The organism is Dietzia sp. CW19, assembly GCF_014145265.1.
Lineage (GTDB): Bacteria > Actinomycetota > Actinomycetes > Mycobacteriales > Mycobacteriaceae > Dietzia > Dietzia natronolimnaea.
In genome coordinates this window covers 1-24,519 of record NZ_JAALEE010000012.1, presented here as the reverse complement: position 1 = coordinate 24,519, position 24,519 = coordinate 1, and the positions used below count along the sequence as shown (strand labels likewise).

Below are 24,519 nucleotides of genomic sequence, written 5' to 3'. Positions count from 1 at the left end.
GACCGCGTCGGCGGGCCGGTCCGCGTCGCGTCCTCGAGGGGACACGCCGTTCCGGCAGCACCCGGACACGGTGACCCCGTGGCCGGTCCGCGCGACCGGGCGGGGGACGGGACGGGGGACGCGGTACGCGGCGTCGGTCCGGACCGGCAGTCCCACGGTGGGCTCGATACGGACCGGTATGGCGCAGACCGATACGACGCGGACCGAATCGACGAGGCCTACCCACAGCCGGACGAGGCCACCCAGAAACGTCGCTGGCAGATCATGGCCGGCACCAGCGCGGCGGCCGTCGTGGTGATCGCGCTGTTGTCCGCGTGGCTACTCGGGGCGCTGGCCGGTGGCGGCGACGAGACCCCCCTGTCCCAGCAACTCGACGCGATCGAACGGGCCGCCCAGGCCAGCAGGTCCGCCGCGACCACCGAGCCCGCATCGGACGAGTCGGGCCCGGGGGAGACCGAGCCCACCCGTGAGGCACCGTCCACGCCCGTCACGGTCTCGGACGTCACCTCGTGGCAGCCCGTCGGGTCGGCGGGGGTCGCAGAGAACTCCTCGAGCGCCCCGAACGTCGCGGACGGTGACAGGTCGACCTCGTGGTCCACCGACACCTACCGCAACCAGCTCGGCGACGGCGGGGCCGCGTACAAGCCCGGGGTGGGCCTCCTGTTGACCCTCGACGGCGAGCAGGAGACCCGGCGCGTGGTGGTCCACTCGGACGACGACGGTGTGCGCTTCGAGGTCCGGGTCGCCGACAGTGCGTCCCCGGACTCTCTCGAGGACACCACCCTGCTCGGCGAGGGGACGATCCGGGACGGCTCGGGGACCGTGACGATCGACGAGCCCGAGGAGTCCCGGTACCTGATCGTGTGGTTCACCCGGCTCGGTACCTCCGGCCCCGAGTCGTACGCGGCGTCGATCAGCGAGATCCTTCTCACCCGGTGATCCGGCCCGGCCACGGCCGAGCCCTCCCGGCCGCATCGACGACGAGAGCGACGTCGCGAGCGAGGTCGCGAGCGAGGTCGAGCCGGCTGCCCGCTCCCGGGCCCGAGGTGACAGCCCCACGGCGGTCCCCGCCGCGTTAACGTCACCGCCGTGAACACCAGCGCCGTCGACGATCTCTCCACGGTCACGGGACGCTCCCCGCTCACCGCCGGGTCGCGCCTCACGGCCGGGTCCGCGCTCTCGGACGTCCAACTGCTCGACGCGCACATCGCCGGCGACCCGGACGCGTTCTCCGCCCTCGTCCGGCGCCACTACGACTACCTGTGGCGGCTGGCCATACGGACCTCCTTCAACCGTGAGGACGCCGCCGAGGCGCTCCAGGACGCCCTCATCTCGGCGTACCGGAAGGCCGACTCCTTCCGCCACGCCTGCCCCGTCCAGGGTTGGCTCTACCGCATCGTGGTCAACGCCTGCCTGGACAAGATGCGGTCACAACGCCTGCGCACCCACTCCGAGCTCACTCCCAGACTCCACGAGGAGATCTCGCTGCGGGACCACTTCTACCAGGACCCCGCCTACGCGATCATCGTCGCCGAGGCCCTGGCGGAGCTGCCCACCGACCAGCGGGACGCGGTCGTCGTCGTCGACATGCTGCGCTGCACGGTGGCCGAGGCGTGCCACCTGCTCAACGCCCGCCCCGGCACCATCAAGAGCCGGTGTTCGCGCGGGCGGGCCAAGCTCAGCGTGCCGCTCGCGGGGGTCACCCTCACCGACTGAGGGAACAACACCGACCCGCCGGGTGTTGTCGCCTTAGTAGATCCATCGATCGGCATAGTGGTTCCGCAGATCGTGTGGATCCGCAGATCGTCCCGGCCCACGTTCCCCACCCGCCAAGGAGTCCGAAGAACCCATGAGCGACACCCTCCACGACGTCATCATCGTCGGATCCGGCCCGGCCGGGTACACCGCCGCCATCTACTCCGCTCGGGCCGAGCTCAAGCCGGTGGTGTTCGAGGGTTCGCAGTTCGGCGGTGCGCTCATGACCACCACGGAGGTCGAGAACTTCCCGGGCTTCGCCGAGGGGATGATGGGCCCAGACCTGATGATGCAGATGCGGGAGCAGGCCGAGCGCTTCGGCGCCGACCTCCGCATGGAGGACGTCACCTCGATGGACCTGGCCGGCGAGGTCAAGATCGTCCGCGTGGGGGAGGAGGAGCACCGCGCCCGCGCCGTGATCCTCGCCATGGGCGCCGCCGCACGCTACCTCGGCGTCCCCGGCGAGCAGGAGTACCTCGGCCGTGGCGTGAGTTCCTGCGCCACCTGCGACGGATTCTTCTTCCGGGACAAGCCGATCGTCGTGGTGGGCGGCGGCGACTCCGCCATGGAGGAGGCCACCTTCCTCACCAAGTTCGGTTCCTCGGTGACCATCGTGCACCGGCGGGAGGAGTTCCGCGCCTCTAAGATCATGCTCGAACGGGCCAAGGAGAACGAGAAGATCTCGTTCGTCCTCAACACCACGGTCGACGAGGTGCTCTCGGGTGCCAGTGGATCGGTCGAGCGCCTCAAGCTGCGCAACACGGTCACCGGTGAGACGAGCGAGCTCGAGACGGCCGCGATGTTCGTGGCGATCGGTCACGACCCGCGCTCCGAATTGGTCCGGGACCAGGTGGAGGTCGACGAGGACGGGTACGTCCTCACCGGCCAGACCACCGCGACCTCGATCCCGGGGGTCTTCGCCTGCGGCGACCTGGTGGACCACCGCTACCGGCAGGCCATCACGGCCGCCGGTTCGGGGTGCGCCGCCTCGATCGATTCCGAGCGTTGGCTCGCCGAGCAGGCCTGACCCCCACCGGGCGGACCCGATCCGCGCGGGCGGGACACCCGGGACGCCCACACCCCCACCCCGAAAGGACCCACCACAATGGCCGTGAACACCCCTAACATCATCGACGTGACCGAGGACGACTTCGCCGAGGCCGTGCTCGCCGCCAGCGGGTCGAAGCCCGTCCTGGTGGACTTCTGGGCCACGTGGTGCCGCCCCTGCACCATGATGGCGCCGGTCCTGGACGAGCTCGCCGGAGCCGAGTCCGACAAGCTCACGGTCGCCAAGGTCGACGTGGAGGCCAACCAGGAGCTCGCCGCCGAGTACCAGATCACCGCCATCCCGGCGATGCTGCTGTTCTCCGAGGGCAAGCCGGTCAAGCGCATCACCGGAGCGAAGTCCAAGTCGGCGCTGCGCACCGAGCTCGGGGACGTCCTCTAGACGCCCCGCCCACTCGGGTGCGCTCCGGGCACGTCCGCGCCGGAGGCGGTAAGTTCATCCGGGTACCCAGTCGAGTGGAGCGGAGGAGAACCATGGCGTGGCGACGCGGTGACCGTGGGCCCGAGGTGGCCTCGATCCGGGCGACCCTCGCGGGAATGGGCCTGTTGCACAACATCGAGTCCGTCGGGGTCACCGAACCCCAGACCGGATCGATCCTGGCCCGGACCGACGCCGTGTTCGACGCCGACCTGGAGACGGCCGTCCTGGCCTTCCAGCAGGCCCGTGGGCTCATCTCGGACGGCATCGTGGGTCCGTCGACCCAGGCGGCGCTCCATGACGCCACCCACGTCCTCGGGACCCGCGATCTCAGCTACATCGTCTCCAGGCCCATGGCGGGAGACGACGTGGCGCAGTTCCAGCGTCGGCTCGGGGAACTCGGTTTCTACGCGGGACTGGTCGACGGCACCTTCGGTCCCCTCACCCATGCCGCGGCGACGGACTTCCAGCGGGACTGCGGCCTGCCCGCGGACGGCGTCGTGGGAGCCGAGACCCTGGACACCCTGAACAGGTTCTCCACCCTGTTCAAGGGTGGGGACGTCTCCTCGCTGGTCGAGCGCGAGCGGGCGCGGACCTCCGGCCCGATGCTCGCCGGCAAGCGGATCGTCCTGGACCCCGGCCCCAGCGGTTCGGAGAACCCGATCCGCATGGACACCCCGCACGGAACCATCACGGATGCCGAGCTGCTCTGGGACATCACCCGGCGGTTGTCCGAGCGGATGAACCAGGCGGGGGTCGAGGTCTTCCTCTCCCGGCCGGAGGCGATGATCCCGACCGACCCCGAGCGCGCCGAGATCGCGAACGCCTTCAACGCCGATCTCATGATCTCGCTCCGCCTGGACCGGCATCCCAACCCGGTGGGCAACGGTGTCGCCACCTTCTACTTCGGCAACTCCCTGGGTGCCGAGTCGATGCTCGGGGAGGCGCTGTCCGGGTTCATCCAGCGCGAGATCGTCAGTCGCACCAGTCTCCGCGACTGTCGCACCCACGGGCGGAGCTGGCCCCTTCTCCGGATGACCCGGATGCCGTCCATCCAGATCGTCCTGGGGTACGCCTACAATCCCCGCGATCTCTCCATCCTCGGGGACCGCACCGCACAGGACACCATCATCGACTCCATCCTCGTGGGGGTGAAGCGCCTCTACCTACTCGACGAGGACGATCACCCCACCGGGTCGATGTCCGTCAACGAGCTGATCGACTACGAACAGCGTCAGCGGGACTGACGTCCCGCCCGCGGGTCCACCGTGTGCCGGGCGGTCGCCCCGGACAACACCCCCAGCCTCCTGGTGGCGAATCCCCGCTCCGCGAAGAGCTGATCGAGCGCCCTCTCGACGTCGGCCTTCCAGAGATGCTCACTCTCGATATCGAGTCGGAGTCTCGGATGGGTCTCGTGCTCGGCCACGACGGTGAACCCGTGCTCCACGAGGAAGCCGGTCGGAGCGATGCACGACTCCGAACCACACGTGTCACGTGACAGTACGTCCCCGGTGTCCCCGGACGTCACCCCGAAGGCCTCAATCGCCTTGATTCCGCGTCGGCGCAGATCCACCACCACCGCATCGAGGAGCGAGGTCAGCGCACCGCCGGGCGCCCCGTGCTCGATGCTCAACCCCGCCAGGAGGATGGCGTCCGAGCCCACCGGGGAGGTCGGGAAGCAGGCCGCACGCGGCACCATCCCGGGGGGCGCGTAGAACGCCGCCCCGGTCGAGCGGTCACCATAGCTGGCTATCTGACCACACACACCCCATTCCAGGGACACGTGGGAGATCCACGCCTCCTTCTCGAACTCGGGATCCCCCGGCTCGTCCTGGCCGACCTGCCCGTCAGTCTGCCAGTACACACATTTGCGAGCCCGGGGCCCGAGCTGGTCCACGGCGGAGAGGTCGAGCGGCCGGATCGAGTTCATCGCGGCGATCCGGGCGTCCCGCCCTCGAGTAGCGTCAGGACCCGGTTCAGGTCATCGGCGTCGCCCACGTCGATCGTGATGCGCCCCTTTCGCCGCCCCATGGTGACCGACACCGACGTCTCGAAGCGATCGGACAGTCGACCCGCCACCGCCTCCAACTCAGGATCCCGTCGGCGACCCTGTGGCGCGGGGGAGGGCCTCGACGCCGTACCGTCGCCCTCCCGGTTCAACAGTGTGACGATCTCCTCCGTGGCCCGGACCGACAGGCCCTCCGCCACGATTCGCGCTGCGAGCTCGTCCTGGGCGGGCGCCCCGGCCTCGAGGCCCAGCAGTGCTCGGGCATGGCCGGCGGACAGCACACCGGCCGCCACTCGGCGCTGGACAGCGGTCGGCAACTGGAGCAGACGGATGCTGTTGGTGATGGCCGGACGCGACCGACCGATCCGGGTCGCGAGCTCGGCCTGCGTCACGTCGAACTCCTCAAGGAGCTGTTGGTACGCCGCCGCCTCCTCGAGGGGATTGAGCTGGACCCGATGGATGTTCTCGAGAAGCGCGTCCCGGAGGAGATCCTCGTCGTCGGTCTGCCGCACGATCGCCGGGACCGTCGGGAGCTCGGCCCGTTGGCTCGCGCGCCAGCGTCGCTCGCCCATGATGAGCTGATATCGGCCGGCCGCGATCTCACGGACGACGATCGGCTGGAGGAGCCCGAACTCTTTGACGGAGTGAGCCAGCTCGGCCAGCGCCTCTTCGTCGAAATGGGTTCGGGGCTGTTTCGGGTTCGGCTCGATCGCCGACGGAGGGATCTCGCGATACACCGCGCCGGGATCCACGAGGTCGTCGGTTTCACGTGAAACATCGTCGTCCCTCGCACCGTCCGGACGGGGTGTCCGATAGGCGTCGTCGACGGAGACGTTGCTCGCTGCCGACGTCCCCGGACCGCTGGACCTCGGCCTGGGGGGAGTGGTCCGCGGACCACCGCCCCTCGGACCCAGGATCACGTCGGCTGCATCACTGCCCAGACGTGGACCCTCGTCCGGCCCCGTGGGGATCAGGGCGGCGAGCCCCCGGCCGAGACCACCCCTGCGTTGCTGACTCATCGACTCTCCTCCGTGCCGGTGGACACGCGGCCGTCCTCCACGTGTGAGTGCAGACGATCCGCGCGGCTGTTGAGCTCCTTCGCCGCGTCCAGGTACGCGAGAGCGCCGCGGGATCCGGCGTCGTACTGGAGGATGGTCATCCCGTACCCGGGAGCCTCCGACACCTTGACGCTCCTCGGGATGACGGTACGGAGCACCGTGTCACCGAAGTGGGTACGGACCTCGCCGGCGACCTGCTCTGCGAGCTTGGTCCGTCCGTCGTACATCGTCAGCATGATGGTGGATATCTCCAACGACCGGTTGAGGTGCTGCTGGATCAACTCGACATTGCGCAGCAACTGGCCGACCCCTTCGAGCGCGTAGTACTCGCACTGGATAGGGATCAGCACCTCACTCGCCGCCACCATCGCGTTCACCGTGAGCAGTCCCAACGAGGGGGGACAGTCGATCAGGACATAGTCAATGCCCAACGACACGAGGTCCTCGCTGTTGAGCACCTCGGCGAGCCGATGCTCCCGGTGGTCGAGGCCCACCAATTCGATCTCGGATCCCGCGAGATCGATCGTCGCCGGGATACAGAACAGACGCTCGGCATGGGGACTGCTCTGCATGAGGTCTTCCAGGGCGTGTTCCCACATGAGGAGCTCGTAGCTCGACGGGGTTCCCTCCCGGTGATCCACTCCGAGCGCGGTGCTGGCGTTGCCCTGCGGGTCCATGTCGATCACCAGGACACCGAGACCACCGAGGGCGAGAGACGCCGCAAGATTGACCGTCGAGGTGGTCTTACCCACCCCACCCTTCTGATTGGCGATGGTGATGATCCGCGGATGCGGGGGCCTCGGCAACGCGGGGGCGTCGCCGTGGAGTACCTCGTTCGCCTGCCGTGCGGCCGCGAAGATCGGGGTCTCGTCTTCGGACATCCGTCACCTTTCAACTACCTGTCAGAGCAACTCAGCGCATCGTCCCGATGCCCCTGCCGCCAGTGTTTCACGTGAAACCGACATCGCCCGCTGCGATTCCGACGGACATCACCGATGCCGTGAACCGCGTGCGCGAGAGCGGGAGCCACGGCTACCCACTCTAGTCGCGAGCGTCGCAATGACGAGCCTCGTCTCCTCCGCATCCGGCGCGGACACGACCTCGACGCGCGCACCATCAAAGCCCAGTTTCCGGAGGGCCCGCTCGTCTCGTTCGATCTCGTCCGCGGCGGAGGCACCCTTCAGCGCCACCATCCGACCACCCGGTCTGAGCAACGGCGCAGACCATCCGGCGAGCCGCGAGAGCGGAGCGACGGCCCGCGACGTCACCACGTCAGCACCGCCGGCGTCTGCGATCACGCCCTTCTCCTCGGCACGACCGCGCACCACACGAACATCCAGTCCCAGTTGGTCGACCACCTCGAGCAGAAAGGTCGACCGACGGAGGAGGGGCTCGACCAGAGTGATGCGGAGATCGGGTCGGGCGAGCGCGAGCGGGATGCCCGGTAGGCCGGCGCCGCTGCCGATGTCGACCACCGACTCGTTCTCCATGAACCCGACGGCGGCCGCCGCACTGTTGAGTACATGTCGGTCCCACAGCCGCGGGCGCTCGCGTGGTCCCATCAGCCCCCGCTCCAGACCGGCGGTCGCGAGGATCTCCACGTACCTGACCGCGAGGGGGAGACGGTCGCCGAACACTGAACCCGCGCCGGCGGGAGGTTCCGGGGGAGTCTCGACCATTGACGTCTCACTCGTATCGTCCCGGGCGTCAGCGCTTGTGGACGCATCGACCTCGTCACGTGTCGTTTCGTGCCCTGTGTCCTCGTTCATGTCACCGTCGTCCTCTTCCGGCGCGAATCGCCTCTGGTTTCACGTGAAACATCCCCCGAATAACATCGATGTAAGTAGCCGTGTCCGCACCACGCTCAACCCCTACATGACGCCGGGGGCGCGGGCTCCACGCCCGCGCCCCCGTTAGTCTCGCTGTCCGGCACTCGAACCGGCTCGGTCAGTCCGGCAGCTCGGTCAGGTCGGCAGGACCACGACCCGCCGATTCGGCTCGGCCCCGGTCGAGTCCGAGGACACTCCCTCGATCTCCGCTATCGCATCGTGGATGACCTTCCGCTCGAACGGGGTCATCGGCTCGAGCTCCTCGGGTTCGCCGGACTCGAGCACCCGCAGTGCGGCCACCCGACCGGCCTCGGTCAACGCCTCGCGTTTGGCAGCGCGCCACCCGGAGATGTCCAACATCAACCGGCTGCGATCTCCCAGCTCCTGCTGAACGGCCAACCGGGTCAGTTCCTGCACGGCGTCGAGAACCGCACCGTCGGAACCCACGAGGCGATCCAGATCCTCGCTCCCGTCGATGCTGACGATCGCACGATCGCCCTCGACATCCAGATCTATGTCCCCGTCGAAGTCCAGGATGTCCAAGAGCTGCTCGAGGTAGTCACCGGCCACCTCGCCCTCCTCGACAAGACGCTCCTCCGACACCTCGATGTTCTTCTTCGACATGGATCTGCCTCCGTCATCGCCGCCGATCGCCGCGCCCGTCCTGGCCGGCGAGTACTCACCCCAAGTATGGGACAAGGTCCCCGATGCCGGGGCATCGGGGACCTTGTCGGTGGTCTGACTGACCTGCGGTCAGCGTTTACGCTTCTTCTTCTTGCCCTTACCGCTTCCCCCGCCGCTCTTCTGTGCGGGGCGCGTCCGTTGACCGCCCGGCTGCTGTGGTCTCTGACCCGGCCGAGGAGCCGCGCCCGGAGAGGGCGCGGGAGCGACCGCCGGGGCGGCGTCCGGGTCGTCGTCGTCATCCGACGTCACACCGGCCACCGTCTCCTGGGAGGCCACGGCGGTACCTGTCGGGGCACCCCGGCCCCTCTTGGGGTTGACGGGCTTCACGCCGACCCTCGGGGCGAGGGACTTCTGCTCCTCACGGCGCTTGAGGGCGGCCACGTCGTCCTCCTTGGCCATCTTCTCGAAGAGGTAGTACTGCTGGCCGAGGGTCCACAGGTTGTTGGTGACCATGTAGACGAGGATCGCCATCGGCCAGAACGCGCCGGTGACCAGGATGCCGATGGGGAAGGCCCACAGCATCAACTGGTTCATGATCTTGGCCTGCGGGTTGGCCGCGGCCTCAGGCGACTGGCGGGACAGCGAGATCCTGGCGTTGAGGTGCGTGGTGACCGCCGAGACGATCATCAGCGGGATGGCCACGATGATGATGTTCCAGCGCTCGAAGTCCAGTGCCGCCCCGGGGTCGACGAACGCCTGGAACTGCTCGATCGGCTGGGAGATGAACGACGACAGGGGAGCGCCGAACAGCCGCGCGTCCAGGAAGCTCTGGACCTCGTCCGCGTTGAAGACGTAGTTGCCGGTGTTCCGCGTCTCCTCCGCGCTCATACCGAGCGCACCGAAGTTGTTGCCCATCCGGTTGAAGGACCGGAGCACATGGAACAGACCCAGGAAGACGGGGATCTGGATGAACATCGGCAGACAACCGAGGACCGGATTGAACCCCTCGGACTTCTGGAGCTTGCGCGTCTCGGTGGCGAGCTTCTCGCGATCGTTCTTGTACCGCTTCTGCAGCTCCTTCATCCGCGGCTGCATCTCCTGCATCTTCCGCGAGAAGCGGATCTGCTTGGCCGCCGGCCAGAACAGCAGGATGCGGAGGGTGACCACGAGGAAGATCACGGAGAGCGCCCAGATGGCGCCGTTGGAGTCGGGTGACTCCACCCAGGGAAGAAAGCCCCCGAGGAACGCGAAGATCTTGTGCCAGAACCAGAGGATCCCGGAGATCGGGTAGTAGACCAGAGGGTCGGTGATGAACGACATCGGTGGTGGAGTCCTAGCTTCGTTCGGAGTTGTCGGGATGCTCGTGGGGATGATCCGCGGGATCGTCGGGGGCGCGGGGCTCGGAGGAACGGGATTCCGGGACCGGATCCCACCCGCCGGGAGTCCAGGGACCACACCTCAACAACCGCCACACCGAGAGCCACGTCCCGTACCAGGCGCCGTGCACTCGAACGGCCTCGACCGCGTAACTGCTGCAGGTGGGTTCGAACCGACAGCTCGGTGGGGTCAGGGGCGAGATCCCCTTCTGGTAGAAGTCGAGCATCCACAGAAGGACCCGGGCCACGGGGCCGTGGCGGCCCTCGGTCATGACCGCTCCTCACGAGCACGCGGCACCGCGGAGGACAGACCGGAACGCATATCGCGGACCAGATCGTCATGGGAGGCCGCCGCAGAGGCCGGATTGGCCCTGACCACGATCAGGAGATCGGGATCGAGCTCCGCCAGCAACTCGGCGGCGATATGACGAAGCCGCCGGCTGACACGGTGGCGGGTCACCGAGTCACCGACGGCTTTGCTGACGACCAGGCCGAAACGAGGACCGCCCACGCGGACGTCCGAAGAGTCCACGTGGGCGTGTACGACCATCGTCCGGCGGCCCTTCCTCGCACCCCTCCGCACCACCGCCGCGAAGTCAGCGGAACGGTGGAGCCGGTGGGTCCTGGGAAGCACCCGCCACCCCGGCCCGGATCAGGCCGTCAACGAGGCGCGGCCCTTACGGCGGCGAGCGCCGACGATGCCGCGTCCGGCGCGCGTGCGCATCCGGAGACGGAAGCCGTGCACCTTGGCACGACGACGGTTGTTCGGCTGGTAAGTCCGCTTGCCCTTGGCCATGATTGGCTCCTCACGTGAAGTAGGCGCCACTCGTGCGCCCGATCGAGTTCCTGATGTCGTCGAAACACCACTGACGGGCGGTACCACGACGCGCCGCACGCCTCACGGGCGCGCGACAGACTGCTCAAGATTACGCGCACGATGGCCTCGCCACCAAACCGTGTAATCACATCCGCACCATCGGTACCACCCTGCAGGCCACGGCAACACGCCGGGACGCCGGATGCTTGACATCCGCCCTCCAGTTGATCTTGAGGGTTGCCCACGAGTTCACGGTGTTGTTACGGTCATTCATCATCGAGCCCCACCCGGGCCGCCTAACGTAATCACGACGCAGCAGACCCCACCCTCACGCACTGGAGACCGAACCCGCCACCGCGGGGCCGGTCTATCTTCCACAGCTGTGGACAACCATGTGGATACCGCGTTGGACCTGGGTCGGAGCCTGTGGATAGAGTGTGGTGCCCGGCCGGGCCGAGAGGGTCGGCCACCCGGAACCGCTTCACACCGACGAGAGGAGACCGCCCACCGTGTCTCCTGACCTCGAACACGTGTGGAGCGCGGTCCTCGACAAGCTGACCGACCCGTCTCTGGCCAGCGACGACAATCCCGCGTTGTCCCGCCAGCAGCAGGCCTGGTTGCGTCTCGTCCAACCGATCGCCGTGGTCAACGGGTTCGCGATGCTCGCCGCGCCGTCCGCGTTCGCCCGGGACAACATCGAGTCGATCCTGCGCGGGCCGATCACCCGCGCGCTCAGTTCCCAACTCGGGGAGCCCGTCGATCTGGCGGTCAAGGTCGACACCTCCCTCGCCGGCCGGCACCACCACTCCGATGCCGACGATCCCCGGATCGACGTCGACGAGATACACCGACCCGAGCCGGAGGCCTCCCATCCACCGGCCACCTCGCGCCCGGTCCGCATGACCGAGGAGCAGATCGCGGCCGAACGACTGCTGCACGGCAGCGACCGCGACGAGGCCCTGTCGGCGGCGACCGCGCCTGGACTCAACGAGCGGTACACGTTCAGCGCGTTCGTCCAGGGGAACTCCAACCGGTTCGCCCGAGCGGCGGCGCTCGCGGTCGCGGAGGCCCCGGCGCGCGCCTACAACCCGCTGTTCATCTGGGGCGAGTCGGGGCTCGGCAAGACACACCTGCTCCACGCGATCGGGCACTACTCCCTGAGGATGTACTCCGAACAGAAGGTCAAGTACGTCTCGACCGAGGAGTTCACCAACGACTTCATCAACTCCGTCCGCGACGGCCGCCAGAACATGTTCAAGAAGCGGTACCGCGAGGCCGACATCCTCCTGGTCGACGACATCCAGTTCCTCATCGGCAAGGAGCAGGTGCAGGAGGAGTTCTTCCACACCTTCAACACGATCCACAACGCCCAGAAGCAGATCGTCATCTCCTCCGATCGGCCCCCCAAGCAGCTCCAGCCCCTCGAGGACAGGCTGCGTACCCGCTTCGAGTGGGGTCTCATCACGGACATCCAGCCGCCCGAGCTCGAGACGCGAATCGCGATCATCGACAAGAAGGCCAAGTCGGAGAACTACGTGGTCCCCCGCGATGTCCTGGAGCTGATCGCCACACGCGTGCAGCGCAACATCCGCGAGCTCGAGGGTGCGCTGATCAGGGTCGTCGCGTTCGCCTCCCTCAACGGACACGAGATCGACGTCCCGTTGGCCGAGGTGGTCCTGCGCGACGTGGTCTCGGACGACGATTCCCTCCAGATCTCGGCGGCCACCATCATGGCGGTCACCGCGGAGTTCTTCTCGACCAGCATCGACGAGCTCTGCGGCACGTCGAAGACCCGGTCCCTCTCCCGCGCCCGGCAGATCGCGATGTACCTCTGCCGAGAGCTCACGGACCTGTCACTACCCAAGATCGGCGTCACCTTCGGCGGCAAGGACCACACCACGGTCATGTACGCCCAGCGGAAGATCCTCAAGGAGATCAAGGACGACCGGCGCATGTACGACCAGATCCAGGAGCTCACCGCCCGGATCAAGGAACGCTCGCGCTCTCTCTGACGGTCCTTGTGACCCGTCCCTCCGGCCTCACCTCGGCGTGTCCCCTCGCAATCCCTCTGCTGCCCGTGCGGCGGGTCATCCGTGCGCTCGCCGATGCCTTCGTCCGTGCCCTCGTCGGGCCGGACCGCTCGGTTCCGCGTGGCTCCTCGTCGGGCCGCCCCCCGAGTGGCCCGGCGCCGCACACGCCCGCCCCACGGACCACCCCCGGTTCTCGAGAGTCGGAGTCGTGTGACCGTTCCGACATGTAAATGTGACCCCCCTCATACCATGTGCCACACCCTTCACACCTGTGGACAACTCTGTGGGTTCCTGTGGACCGGCGGTGGACAGACGGTGGACCGAAATCTGTGATTCCACCCGCGCCGCTCGCAAGTCACAGGATGAGCCGATTCGGTCCACAGCCACAATCGCACTCTGAACTGCGTAGACAGGCGTCGGCTCACAATTTCACAGGACCTACTACTACTACTTATCTCTCTAGAGAGTTCTTGTAAGAAGTAGGTATGTGGAACGGCGAGCCTGCTTGACCGGGTTACAGGACTCCGTGTTCCCGCTGTCGGCGGGAGCGGTTACTCTCATGGAGATGATCCGGCGGACCCCGTCGGACGCCAGAGAACGCCCGAGACCGCAGCCGCGAACAGACCACTCGTCCAGATACCGGCGGTACGCGCCCCGCCCAGAAAGAGGTCACCGATGGAGATCACGGATCCGACGTTCCGCGTCACCCGCGAGGACTTCGCCGATTCGGTGGCCTGGGTGGCGCGGACCCTTCCGTCTCGACCGTCGGTCCCGATCCTCGGCGGGGTTCTCCTCGAGGCGGACTCCGGTCTGACCATCTCGGGTTTCGACTACGAGACCTCCGCGCAGGTCTCCGTCCCGGCCGAGGTGTCCGAGCCGGGGAGCACCCTGGTGTCCGGTCGGTTGTTAGCCGACATCGCCCGCGCGCTCCCGGACCGTCCGGTCGAGGTCACGGTGAGCGCCCAGAAGATGTACATCAACTGCGGCACCGCCAAGTTCACCCTGCCCACGATGCCGGTCGAGGACTACCCGCAGCTGCCGGCGATGCCCGGGGTGACCGGATCGGCCGCGGTCGACGCGTTCTCCGAGGCCGTGGCCCAGGTCGCCGTGGCGGCCGGCAAGGACGACACGCTCCCGATGCTCACCGGCATCCGGATGGAGATCGAGGGACCCCGGGTCACCCTCATCGCGACCGACCGGTTCCGCCTGGCCATCCGCGATCTGGAGTGGGAACCCGCTCGCGAGGACGTGGCCGTGGAGGTCCTGATCCCGGCCAAGACGTTGTCCGACGTGACCCGGTCGGCGGGCCAGGGTGGGCGTGTCGACCTCAGCCTGGGCGCGGGCTCGGAGGTCGGGGCGGACGGCATCATGGGCGTGCTGGTCTCCGGGCAGCGCACCACGACGCGGCTCCTCGACGCCGAGTTCCCCAAGGTCCGCCAGCTGCTGCCGACCCAACACACCTCGATGGCGGTCGTCCAGGTCGACGCGCTGGTGCAGGCCATCAAGCGCGTCGCGCTGGTCGCGGACCGGGGAGTGCAGGTCCGGATGACGTTCTCCGACGGCGAGTTGGCGCTCTCCGCGGGCGGGGATGACGCGGCCCAGGCCTCTGAGACCCTCCCCGTCGACTTCCTCGGTGAGCCCCTGACCATCGCGTTCAACCCCGGTTACCTGTTGGACGGGCTCGGCAGCATGCACTCGGCGCGCGTCGCGTTCGGGTTCACCCAGGCCAGCCGTCCCGCGGTCCTGCGCCCCGCTCCCGAGGAACTGCCCTCCCCGGACGCCGACGGCGCGATCGCCCCCGTCGACTCGAACCACACCTACCTGCTCATGCCGGTCCGCCTGCCGGGCTGACCCGGCTCTCCCGAAGCCGCCCGGCATGCACCTGCGTCACCTCAGGCTCCTGGATTTCCGATCCTGGCCTCTGCTCGAGCTGGAGCTGGAGCCCGGGGTGACCACACTGGTGGGGCGCAACGGTCACGGGAAGACGAACGTCCTCGAGGCCGTCGGGGTGCTGGCCACCCTGAGATCGCACCGGGTTGCAGCCGAGGCACCGATGATCCGCACGGGCGCGGAGACGGCCATGATCGCCGCCCTCGCCCACAACGCCGGACGTGAACTCACCGTGGAGCTGGCCCTCAACTCGGGGCGGCCCAACCGGGCGCGGCTCAACACCTCGCCCTGCCGCCGCCTCGGCGACATCCTCGGGGTGGTGCAGTCCGTGCTCTTCGCACCCGAGGACCTGGCCCTGGTCCGGGGGGAACCGGCCGAGCGTCGCAGACTGCTCGACGAGCTCCTGGTCCAACGTCGGCCCGCCCACGGGGGCGACCTCGCCGAGTACTCCTCTGTTCTCCGACAGCGGTCGGCCCTCCTCAAATCCGCCTCCGGCGTTCTCCGGCGCGGGAGGGGGGAGGAGGCGGAGGCGGCCCTGGACACGCTCGACGTGTGGGACGGTCGTCTCGCCCAACTCGGGGCGAGGATCGTCGCGGGGCGCGTCCTCCTGCTCGAGGAGTTGCGACCACTGGTCGTCGATGCCTATCGCGGTCTGGCGCCGGAGTCCCGTCCGGCCGATCTCGCGTACCGGTTCCGGGTCGGCGCCGCGCCGGAGGAGTCCGAGTTGGCCGACCCCGAGCTCGTCGAGGCTGTCCTGCTCGCCGAGCTCGGGAGGAGACGCCAGGACGAGATCGACCGGGGGATGTCCCTCGTCGGACCTCACCGGGACGATGTGGTCCTGTCGCTCGGTGACGAGCCCGCCAAGGGGTTCGCCAGCCACGGCGAGACGTGGTCGTTCGCCCTCGCCCTGCGCCTCGGATCGCTCGAACTCTTCCGGGCGGACGGCATCGAGCCCGTCCTGCTCCTGGACGACGTGTTCGCCGAACTCGACCGCCACCGCCGTGCCGCCCTCGCGGCGGCGGCGACCGGCGTCGAACAGGTCTTGGTGACCGCGGCGGTCGGCGAGGACGTCCCGGACGGATTGCGGGGGGTCCGTCATGACGTGGTGATGACGGGGGAGGGCGCGGGTCGTCACTCGGACATCACGGTGTCGCGCCGCGCCGCCGGACGTCACGACGAGGTTATGGACGACGACCAGAACGACGGAGACGACGACACCGCACCCTCGACCAGGGAGGTCCACAGGTGACCGACGATCAGCGGAGGGATCCGATAACACCGTCCGACCCGCCACAACGCGGTTATGACATCGCGAGGCAGGCCCTCGAGGAGGCACGCACACGGGCTCGTGCGGACGGCAAACAGGTCGGTCGCGGGCGGACCGGTCCGGTGGGAGGCGGGAAGCGGCTGCGCAAACGTGGCTGGACCGGGTCGGGTGCCGACCCCTGGGATCCCCAGCCGCTCGGGCGACTCGTCGGCCAGGTCGCCAAGAGACGGGGTTGGGACGACAAGGTCACCACCGGTCGGCTGTTCGCGGAGTGGGACCGCATCGTCGGCGAGGACATGTCCGCGCACGCCACCCCGGAGCGACTCGAGGAGGGCGTGCTGTACGTCCGCGCCTCCAGCACCGCGTGGGCGACCCAACTCCGGCTCGTGGCGGCCGACATCCTCCGCAAGATCGCCGCGGCCATGGGACCGGGTCACGTGCGTCGCCTCAAGATCGAGGGCCCCGAGAAACCCAGTTGGCGGAAGGGCCCGTTGCACGTGTCCGGTCGTGGGCCGCGGGACACCTACGGCTGAGGGGCGGAGCCACCCGGGTGGCCATCGGGCCCGTCCTGGCGAGCCCGGGGGCCGCGCGCGGGTTGTCGCAGGTAGACTGGGCCGGTCCCAGACCCCCGAGACGCGAGGAGTTCGCACGTGGCGGACGCCAAGAGCAAGGCCAGCAAGAAGGGCACGAACGACTACGGTGCGTCATCGATCACCGTTCTCGAAGGACTCGAGGCCGTCCGGCTGCGTCCGGGTATGTACATCGGCTCCACAGGGACGCGCGGTCTGCACCACCTGATCTGGGAGGTGGTGGACAACTCGATCGACGAGGCAATGGCCGGCCACGCGACCGGTGTCAAGGTGACCTTGCTGGAGGACGGCGGCGTCGAGGTGATCGACGACGGCCGTGGCATCCCCGTCGAGATGCACGAGCAGGGCATGCCCACCGTGCAGGTCGTCATGACCCAGCTGCACGCGGGCGGCAAGTTCGACTCCGACTCCTACGCGGTCTCCGGTGGTCTCCACGGCGTGGGCATCTCGGTGGTCAACGCGCTGTCGACCCGGGTCGAGGTGCAGATCAAGCGGGACGGACGCCTGTGGCAGCAGAACTTCAACATGGCCGTCCCCGAGAAGCTCGTCGACGCCGGGCCCGCCGAGGGAACCGGCACCAGGGTCCGCTTCTGGGCTGACGGGTCGATCTTCGAGTCCACCGAGTACGACTTCGACGTGGTGGCCCGTCGCCTCCAGGAGATGGCGTTCCTCAACAAGGGCCTGACCATCACCCTGACCGATCGACGGTCCCGGGCGGAACAGGCAGCGGAGCTCGACGCGATCGCGGACAGCGAGGGTCGCGGATCCGACTCCGCGCCCGGTTCCGACGAGGGGTCGGACATCGAGCACGCCGTGGACGCGGAGCAGGCCTTCGTCGAGGGGGCCGTCGAGACCACCGAGCCCGCCGAGCCGGTCAAGGTCCGTGAGCGCAAGCGCACCTTCCACTACCCGGACGGCCTCAAGGACTACGTCACCGCGATCAACAAGTCCAAGACGGCGATCCACCAGACGATCCTCTACTTCGAGGGCAAGGGCACGGGCCACGAGGTCGAGGTCGCGATGCAGTGGAACTCCGGGTACTCGGAGTCGGTCCACACCTTCGCCAACACGATCAACACCCATGAGGGCGGCACCCACGAGGAGGGCTTCCGCGCCGCGCTGACCTCACTGGTGAACAAGTACGCCCGCGACAAGAAGCTGCTCAAGGAGAAGGACCCCAACCTCACGGGTGACGACATCCGCGAGGGCCTCGCCGCGGTGATCTCGGCCAAGATCTCCGACCCCCAGTTCGAGGGTCAGACCAAGACGAAGCTGGGCAACACCGAGGTCAAGGGCTTCATCCAGCGGCAGGTCTCGGAGCACGTCGGTCACTGGTTCGAGGCCAACCCGGCCGAGGCCAGGGTGATCGTCAACAAGGGCATCGCCTCGAGCCAGGCCCGCGTCGCCGCCCGCAAGGCCCGCGAGATGGTCCGCCGCAAGTCGGCGACCGATATCGGCGGGCTCCCCGGGAAGCTGGCCGACTGTCGCTCCAAGGACCCGGCCAAGTCCGAGTTGTACATCGTGGAGGGCGACTCCGCCGGCGGCTCGGCCAAGTCCGGTCGGGACTCGATGTTCCAGGCGATCCTGCCGCTGCGCGGGAAGATCATCAACGTCGAGAAGTCCCGGATCGACAAGGTCCTCAAGAACACGGAGGTCCAGGCGATCATCACCGCCCTGGGCACGGGTATCCACGAGGAGTTCGATCTCGAGAAGCTGCGCTACCACAAGATCGTGTTGATGGCCGACGCCGACGTCGACGGTCAGCACATCTCGACGCTCCTGCTCACCCTCCTGTTCCGGTTCATGAAGCCGCTGGTGGAGAACGGGAACGTCTACCTGGCGCAGCCGCCGCTGTACAAGCTCAAGTGGGGCAAGGGCGAGCCCGACTTCGCGTACTCGGACCGCGAGCGCGACGAGCTCCTCAAGATCGGTCTGGAGAAGAAGCGCAAGATCAACGTCGAGGACGGGATCCAGCGCTACAAGGGTCTCGGTGAGATGAACCCCAAGGAGCTGTGGGAGACCACCATGGATCCGACGGTGCGCACCCTCCGGTTGGTCACGCTCGACGACGCCGCGGCCGCCGACGAGTTGTTCTCGATCCTCATGGGCGAGGACGTCGACGCGCGCCGCAACTTCATCACCCGCAACGCGCGGGACGTCCGCTTCCTCGACGTCTGATCCGCGCCCCCGCGGGCTACAGGCTCCCGCAGTCGTTCGGCGCGGGTTCTCCCGCGAGCCGGCGGGTGACGAAGTCCAGGGCCGCCGGGAAGTTGGTCACGGCCGCCGCGGCGTGCGTCACGCCGGCGACGGGCGGGGTCGTCTCATAACGGAAGTGCACGGCCGTTCCCTGTTCGCACCAGTCCCGGCCGAGCTGCTCGACCTGACCGAGCGGGATGATGTCGTCGTTGACACCCCCGGCGACCATCACCGGGACCTCGGGTCGGAGTCGGCCGATCCGCTGGTGATCGAGGACCCGTAGTGCCTCGGGCTCGGAGCGGATCAGCTCTCCGAGGCTGCGGCCCGAGTGGGTCCACTCGTTGGTGGTGCGCATCCCGTACGCCGAGCGCAGGTCGAGGGTGCACAGGCCGGCGATGTCTGCGAGCGCGGCCCGACCGGCGCCGTTGACCTGCCTGTCGACCACCTGCTGGACGGCGGGGAAGCGCTGGGACATGCCGTTGATGGCGTACCCGATCGCACCGGTGAGCGTGGAGCCGTCGATGTGGTCGAGCACCGCCAGCAGATCCGCCGGGGGAGCGGACGCGTAGGCCGCCCGCAGGTCGACGTCCGGGGCGTACACGGGGGCGAGCTCGGCAGCGGCCGCGGAGGCACCTCCACCCTGGGAATGGCCCCAGAACACCACGGGAGCGTCCCCGCTCAGAGCGCGGGCGGCCCGGGCACCGTCCAGCATGGCGTGGGCCTGCTCCACCCGGTCGGAATAGGTGTGCACGCCGGGCGTGCCGAGCCCGATGTAGTCGATCACCATCACCCGGAAGCCCTGGGCGGCCAGGACCAGCGCGAACGCCTGCTCATACGAGGGCACCGCGCCCCCGGTCTGCGGGTTCACGCCGAGCGCCGTCTCAAGATTCCGGGACGGGGCACACGCGTCGCCCTGACCCTGCGTACCGGGCCCGATCACGATGGTGGGTCGTGGTCCGGGACCGTTCCACGGTGCGGTCGAGTCGTACAGCGCGCCGGATGTGGCCACGGGTCGACCGTCGACGTCGACGGTCTGGTAGACGACCCGCTGAGCCACCGCCGGCAGCGGGGAGGGAAGCGGAGGTAGTCCGGGGACGGACACCGCGAGCGGTAGGTCGGCCGGTTGCGCACGGAGGACGGCGCCCGGGGACGAGGGTGCGAGGCCCCGGGTGTCGTAGAAACCGCCCGGCTGGTCGAACTGGACGCCGTCCCGGTTCGCGGTCGGCTGCGTCACCGGTTGCGCGCCGGCAGGGGCTGCAAGGCCGCTGACGAGCGCAAAGACAGAGGCTCCCGCCACGGCCACGAGACGACGGTTTCGGTGGCCGGGTTCACTACGGAGGCGCGACATGACGGAAATGTTACGTGCGTCACATCATCTGGGCACGGCAATCCGTCGAGACGGCCCGAGACCAGGCGGCCCGAGACCAGGCGACGCGAGACCGGGCGAGCGGACGGGGTCAGCCGAGGACCGGGTCCGGGAGCGGTGACGCCCGGAGGACCCGGCGACGAACGCGGTCGAGGACTTGTTCCATTCGCAGATAATAGGGTGCCCGAGGCGTGCCCTCGAACCCGTTTCCCCAGGACCTATAGACTGGGCGGGTCGTACGGCCGCCGTCAGAGCACGCGCGTGCCCGCGACATCGTCTGCGAGAGAAGCCAGCGCGACGAGGAACCGAAGAGGAGCCCATGACGGACACGACGTTGCCGCCCGACGCCGGGGGACACGACCGCATCGAACCGGTCGACATCCAGGCGGAGATGCAGAGAAGCTACATCGACTACTCGATGAGCGTCATCGTCGGGCGGGCCCTCCCGGACGTCCGGGACGGGCTCAAGCCCGTCCACCGTCGCATTCTCTACGCGATGTGGGACAACGGCTACCGGCCCGACCGTAGCTACGTGAAGTCCGCGAAGCCCGTCGCCGACACCATGGGCAACTACCACCCGCACGGTGACTCGGCCATCTACGACACCCTGGTCCGTCTGGCCCAGCCGTGGGCGATGCGCTACCCGATGGTCGACGGCCAGGGGAACTTCGGTTCGCGCGGCAACGACGGTGCGGCCGCGATGCGCTACACCGAGTGCAAGATGACCCCGCTCGCCATGGAGATGGTGCGGGACATCGACAAGAACACTGTCGATTTCCAGCCCAACTACGACGGCAAGACGTCCGAACCGGTCGTTCTGCCGTCCCGGGTACCGAACCTGCTGATCAACGGCTCCAGTGGCATCGCGGTGGGAATGGCCACCAAGATGCCGCCGCACAACCTCCGCGAGGTCGCCGAGGCCGTCTACTGGGTTCTGGAGAACCCGGACGCCGGGGACGACGAGGCGCTCGACGCCTGCATGGGCTTCATCAAGGGGCCGGACTTCCCGACCCACGGGTTCATCGTCGGGGACCAGGGCATCAAGGACGCCTACACCACCGGGCGCGGTTCGATCCGGATGCGCGGCAAGACCTCCATCGAGGAGGACGGCAACCGCACCGTCATCGTGATCACCGAGCTGCCCTACGAGGTCAACCCGGACAACATGATCCTGTCGATCGCCGAGCAGCTGCGCGACGGCAAGATCGCCGGCATCTCCAAGATCGACGACGAGTCGTCCGATCGTGTGGGCCTGCGGATCGTCATCACGCTCAAGCGTGACGCCGTGGCCAAGGTCGTCCTCAACAATCTCTACAAGCACTCGCAGCTGCAGACGTCGTTCGGCGCCAACATGCTGTCGATCGTCGACGGCGTGCCGCGCACGCTCCCGATCCACCAGCTGGTGCGGCTGTACGTCACGCATCAGATCGAGGTCATCGTCCGGCGCACCCAGTACCTGCTGGACGAGGCCGAGCGGCGGGCCCACATCCTGCGCGGGCTGGTCAAGGCGCTCGACGCTCTCGACGAGGTCATCGCGCTCATCCGTCGGTCGCAGACCGTCGACATCGCCCGCGAGGGTCTCAAGGACCTCCTCGACATCGACGACGACCAGGCCCAGGCCATCCTCGACATGCAGCTCCGCCGCCTCGCGGCCCTGGAGCGACAGAAGATCGTGGACCAGCTCGCCGCCATCGAGCTCGAGATCGCCGACTACAAGGACATCCTGGCCAAGCCCGAGCGGCAGCGGGCGATCGTCGGAGACGAACTCCGCGAGATCGTCGAGAAGTACGGCGACGACCGACGCACCGTGATCATCCCGGCCGACGGCGACGTCACCGACGAGGACCTGATCGCCCGCGAGGACGTCGTCGTCACCATCACGGAGACGGGTTACGCCAAGCGGACCCGCACGGATCTCTACCGCGCCCAGAAGCGGGGCGGCAAGGGTGTGCGGGGTGCGGAGCTCAAGCAGGACGACATCGTCCGGCACTTCTTCGTCTCCTCCACGCACGACTGGCTGCTGTTCTTCACCACGAAGGGCCGGGTCTACCGCGTCAAGGCCTACGAGCTGCCCGAGGCCAGCCGCACCGCGCGGGGCCAGCACGTGGCCAACCTCCTCGCGTTCCAGCCGGAGGAGCGGATCGCCGGGGTCATCCGGATCAAGGGGTACCAGGACGCCCCGTACCTGGTCCTGGCCACCAGCAACGGCCTGGTCAAGAAGTCCCGTCTCGAGGACTACGACTCGCCTCGCTCGGGCGGTCTCATCGCCGTCAACCTCCGCGACGGCGACGAGCTCGTCGGTGCCGCCCTCGCCGGCCCCGAGGACGACCTCCTCCTGGTCTCCGAGAAGGGACAGTCGATCCGGTTCCACGCCAACGACGACACGCTCCGCCCGATGGGCCGTGCGACGTCCGGTGTCATGGGGATGCGGTTCAACGACGGCGACGCCCTGCTCAGCATGTCGGTGGTCCGTTCGGAGATGGACGAGAACCAGCTCTTCCTGCTGGTGGCCACCGAGCGCGGGTACTCCAAGCGCACCGCGCTGGCCGAGTACACCGCCCAGGGCCGGGGCGGCAAGGGCGTGCTCACGCTCATGTTCGATCCCAAGCGCGGCAAGCTCGTGGGTGCGACGATCGTGGAGTTGCAGGACGAGCTCTACGCCATCACGTCCAGCGGTGGCGTGATCCGCACGTTCGCCAAGCAGGTGCGCAAGGCGGGCCGGCAGACCAAGGGCGTGCGCCTGATGAACCTCGCCGAGGGCGACTCGCTGCTGGCGATCGCCCGCAACGCCGACGAGCCCGACGACGACGACCGGCTCGACGCCGGGTCCGACAAGGAGTAGAAGGCGATGACCGAGCCGAGCGACGGACCCGAGAGCGGCCCGGCACCCAAGGGTTCCACCCCTGCGCCGGGCTTCGGCGGGTCGGCCAGCTCCACGACCGGGGCGGAGTCCCCCGCCGTGGAGACCACCCCCGACGACGCGACCGCGACCGCGTCGTTCCCCGCGGCGACCCAGCACCGCGCCGAGGGACTGCCCGGCGGTGTCGCGACCGCGCACTCGGGTGGCGCGGCCGGTCGCGCGGCCCCCATGGTTCCGCCGACGGAGCGGCGGGGGCCGATGGAGTCGGTGCTAGTCCTGCGACGCATCGACCCGTGGTCGGCGTTCACCACCGTGCTCGGGCTGATGTTCGCCCTGTACCTGGTGTGGATGGTCGCGATCGGTGTCACCTACCTCCTGCTCTCCGGCATGGGGGTGTGGGACCGGCTCGGGGGGTTGCTCTCCGGGGTCGCGGGTGACGAGTCGGCGGCCGCGATCGGGCCGTCGACGATCTTCCTCTACAGCGGCGGCGTGGGACTGCTCAATGTCCTGCTGCTGGCCATCCTGACGACCCTCGCGGTGTTCATCTACAACCTCGCCGCCGGGCTGACCGGTGGCGGCGTGCAGGTGACGCTGAGCGATCGCCGGAACTGAGGTGCCGGTTCGGGGGTCCCGTCATCGCCGCGGGACTCCCGATTTGGGTGGCGGCGCGCGCGTCGGGTAGATTAACGCTTCGGTACGAGGGCCTATAGCTCAGGTGGTTAGAGCGCCAAACTGATAATTTGGAGGTCGGAGGTTCAAGTCCTCCTAGGCCCACCCCCGCATGGCAGACGCCGGATCGCTAGCCGCGGTCCGGCGTTCACGCTTTGTGGCACGGGGCCTTAGCTCAGTTGGTAGAGCGCTGCCTTTGCAAGGCAGATGTCAGGGGTTCGAATCCCCTAGGCTCCACTCCTCTCCCTCCCGCGTCCCCCTCCCCGCCCGACGGGTGTCGGGCCGTGGTGGACCGACCCCAGGACCGCCCGTGGACAGCACTTCCCGCTCGTGGACACCGTTCGTCCTGATGGCGCTCGTCGTGACGGCGGCGCTGATGTCGAGCGCGACGCCCTCCCCCCTGTACGTGGACTATCAGGAGGCCTGGGGGACCAGCGGCGCCATGATCACGGTCGTCTACGCGGTGTACGCGCTGGCGGTCCTGGTCCCGCTACTTCTGTTGGGACGACTGTCGGACGCGATCGGCCGCCGGCCGGTGGTGATCACCGGCCTGGTGCTGCTGGTGCTGAGCATGGCCGGGCTCGCGGCGGCGCCCTCGGTGGCCTGGCTGATCGCCGCGCGGGTGGTGCAGGGTCTGGGCGTCGGGCTGGTCACCGGATCGGCGGCGGCGGCGATCATCGAGCTGCACCCCACCAGGAACG

Annotated in this window: 22 protein-coding genes, 2 tRNA genes and 1 pseudogene; 15 read left to right on the top strand and 10 right to left on the bottom strand. The window is 68.4% G+C overall.

Annotated elements, in window-relative coordinates; translation table 11 throughout:
- From G6021_RS00545 to G6021_RS00525, 5 genes and pseudogenes are all read left to right on the top strand, one after another.
- A pseudogene (locus G6021_RS00545) lies at nucleotides 1–939 on the top strand (hypothetical protein); the annotation flags it as partial.
- Between the two features lie 150 nt (nucleotides 940–1,089).
- Nucleotides 1,090–1,716 carry an RNA polymerase sigma factor SigM gene (gene sigM / locus G6021_RS00540; RefSeq protein WP_182640459.1) on the top strand — a complete coding sequence of 209 codons (627 nt, stop codon included), beginning with the start codon at nucleotides 1,090–1,092 and terminating at the stop codon, nucleotides 1,714–1,716.
- Between the two features lie 133 nt (nucleotides 1,717–1,849).
- Nucleotides 1,850–2,782, top strand: a complete 933-nt coding sequence (trxB, locus tag G6021_RS00535) for a thioredoxin-disulfide reductase (RefSeq protein ID WP_179523999.1) — start codon at nucleotides 1,850–1,852, stop codon at nucleotides 2,780–2,782.
- A gap of 78 nt (nucleotides 2,783–2,860) precedes the next feature.
- Nucleotides 2,861–3,202, top strand: coding sequence for a thioredoxin (trxA, locus tag G6021_RS00530; RefSeq protein ID WP_179524000.1), 342 nt, complete (start codon nucleotides 2,861–2,863; stop codon nucleotides 3,200–3,202).
- 92 nt (nucleotides 3,203–3,294) lie between these two features.
- Nucleotides 3,295–4,485 carry an N-acetylmuramoyl-L-alanine amidase gene (locus G6021_RS00525; RefSeq protein ID WP_179524001.1) on the top strand — a complete coding sequence of 397 codons (1,191 nt, stop codon included), beginning with the start codon at nucleotides 3,295–3,297 and terminating at the stop codon, nucleotides 4,483–4,485.
- Here G6021_RS00525 and G6021_RS00520 read toward each other — a convergent pair.
- From G6021_RS00520 to rpmH, 9 genes are all read right to left on the bottom strand, one after another.
- Nucleotides 4,473–5,168, bottom strand: coding sequence for a hypothetical protein (locus G6021_RS00520; protein ID WP_182609581.1), 696 nt, complete (start codon nucleotides 5,166–5,168; stop codon nucleotides 4,473–4,475). The two genes, G6021_RS00525 and G6021_RS00520, sit on opposite strands and share 13 nt — an antisense overlap.
- Nucleotides 5,165–6,265: a ParB/RepB/Spo0J family partition protein gene (locus G6021_RS00515; protein ID WP_182640458.1), complete on the bottom strand. Its 1,101-nt coding sequence runs from the start codon at nucleotides 6,263–6,265 to the stop codon at nucleotides 5,165–5,167. The genes G6021_RS00520 and G6021_RS00515 overlap by 4 nt, the downstream gene beginning before the upstream one ends.
- The gene (locus G6021_RS00510; RefSeq protein WP_182609579.1) at nucleotides 6,262–7,185 is read right to left on the bottom strand and encodes a ParA family protein; all 924 of its coding nucleotides are present in this window, start codon (nucleotides 7,183–7,185) and stop codon (nucleotides 6,262–6,264) included. The genes G6021_RS00515 and G6021_RS00510 overlap by 4 nt, the downstream gene beginning before the upstream one ends.
- 108 nt (nucleotides 7,186–7,293) lie before the next feature.
- Nucleotides 7,294–7,983 carry a 16S rRNA (guanine(527)-N(7))-methyltransferase RsmG gene (gene rsmG / locus G6021_RS00505; protein ID WP_241736361.1) on the bottom strand — a complete coding sequence of 230 codons (690 nt, stop codon included), beginning with the start codon at nucleotides 7,981–7,983 and terminating at the stop codon, nucleotides 7,294–7,296.
- 285 nt (nucleotides 7,984–8,268) lie between these two features.
- Nucleotides 8,269–8,757: a R3H domain-containing nucleic acid-binding protein gene (locus G6021_RS00500; protein WP_179524006.1), complete on the bottom strand. Its 489-nt coding sequence runs from the start codon at nucleotides 8,755–8,757 to the stop codon at nucleotides 8,269–8,271.
- 129 nt (nucleotides 8,758–8,886) lie between these two features.
- Nucleotides 8,887–10,077 (bottom strand): membrane protein insertase YidC, encoded by a 1,191-nt coding sequence (yidC, locus tag G6021_RS00495; protein WP_182609577.1) that lies wholly within the window; start codon nucleotides 10,075–10,077, stop codon nucleotides 8,887–8,889.
- Nucleotides 10,078–10,090: 13 nt separating this feature from the next.
- Nucleotides 10,091–10,405, bottom strand: coding sequence for a membrane protein insertion efficiency factor YidD (gene yidD / locus G6021_RS00490; protein WP_182609576.1), 315 nt, complete (start codon nucleotides 10,403–10,405; stop codon nucleotides 10,091–10,093).
- Nucleotides 10,402–10,767 carry a ribonuclease P protein component gene (gene rnpA / locus G6021_RS00485; RefSeq protein ID WP_182609575.1) on the bottom strand — a complete coding sequence of 122 codons (366 nt, stop codon included), beginning with the start codon at nucleotides 10,765–10,767 and terminating at the stop codon, nucleotides 10,402–10,404. The genes yidD and rnpA overlap by 4 nt, the downstream gene beginning before the upstream one ends.
- 18 nt (nucleotides 10,768–10,785) lie before the next feature.
- A complete protein-coding gene (gene rpmH, locus G6021_RS00480) occupies nucleotides 10,786–10,929 on the bottom strand; it encodes a 50S ribosomal protein L34 (protein ID WP_179524010.1) in 144 nt (47 codons plus the stop codon).
- Nucleotides 10,930–11,480: 551 nt separating this feature from the next.
- Between rpmH and dnaA the strand changes: the two genes are divergently transcribed.
- From dnaA to gyrB, 5 genes are all read left to right on the top strand, one after another.
- The gene (gene dnaA, locus G6021_RS00475; protein WP_259844122.1) at nucleotides 11,481–12,962 is read left to right on the top strand and encodes a chromosomal replication initiator protein DnaA; all 1,482 of its coding nucleotides are present in this window, start codon (nucleotides 11,481–11,483) and stop codon (nucleotides 12,960–12,962) included.
- Between the two features lie 693 nt (nucleotides 12,963–13,655).
- Nucleotides 13,656–14,831 carry a DNA polymerase III subunit beta gene (gene dnaN / locus G6021_RS00470; RefSeq protein ID WP_182609574.1) on the top strand — a complete coding sequence of 392 codons (1,176 nt, stop codon included), beginning with the start codon at nucleotides 13,656–13,658 and terminating at the stop codon, nucleotides 14,829–14,831.
- Between the two features lie 25 nt (nucleotides 14,832–14,856).
- A complete protein-coding gene (gene recF / locus G6021_RS00465; protein ID WP_182609573.1) occupies nucleotides 14,857–16,119 on the top strand; it encodes a DNA replication/repair protein RecF in 1,263 nt (420 codons plus the stop codon).
- Complete coding sequence (locus G6021_RS00460) at nucleotides 16,116–16,670, top strand: DciA family protein (protein ID WP_179524013.1); 555 nt, start codon at nucleotides 16,116–16,118, stop codon at nucleotides 16,668–16,670. Before recF ends, G6021_RS00460 begins: the two co-directional genes overlap by 4 nt.
- Before the next feature lie 117 nt (nucleotides 16,671–16,787).
- Nucleotides 16,788–18,905 (top strand): DNA topoisomerase (ATP-hydrolyzing) subunit B, encoded by a 2,118-nt coding sequence (gene gyrB / locus G6021_RS00455; RefSeq protein WP_182640456.1) that lies wholly within the window; start codon nucleotides 16,788–16,790, stop codon nucleotides 18,903–18,905.
- A gap of 16 nt (nucleotides 18,906–18,921) precedes the next feature.
- Here gyrB and G6021_RS00450 read toward each other — a convergent pair whose 3' ends face one another.
- Complete coding sequence (locus G6021_RS00450) at nucleotides 18,922–20,157, bottom strand: alpha/beta fold hydrolase (protein WP_347238890.1); 1,236 nt, start codon at nucleotides 20,155–20,157, stop codon at nucleotides 18,922–18,924.
- Nucleotides 20,158–20,608: 451 nt separating this feature from the next.
- On the opposite strand from G6021_RS00450, the gene gyrA reads away from it, so the two are divergent.
- The 5 genes from gyrA to G6021_RS00425 all read left to right on the top strand — a co-directional run.
- Entirely contained in the window at nucleotides 20,609–23,131 is a 2,523-nt protein-coding gene (gene gyrA / locus G6021_RS00445) for a DNA gyrase subunit A (RefSeq protein WP_182609572.1), read from the top strand.
- A 6-nt stretch (nucleotides 23,132–23,137) separates the two neighbouring features.
- A complete protein-coding gene (locus G6021_RS00440) occupies nucleotides 23,138–23,761 on the top strand; it encodes a DUF3566 domain-containing protein (RefSeq protein ID WP_179524016.1) in 624 nt (207 codons plus the stop codon).
- A gap of 88 nt (nucleotides 23,762–23,849) precedes the next feature.
- Nucleotides 23,850–23,923 (top strand) — tRNA-Ile (locus G6021_RS00435).
- 59 nt (nucleotides 23,924–23,982) lie between these two features.
- Nucleotides 23,983–24,055: transfer RNA gene (locus G6021_RS00430), tRNA-Ala, on the top strand.
- A gap of 73 nt (nucleotides 24,056–24,128) precedes the next feature.
- Nucleotides 24,129–24,519 (top strand): MFS transporter (locus tag G6021_RS00425; protein WP_182640455.1); only part of this gene is annotated, 391 nt, incomplete at its 3' end.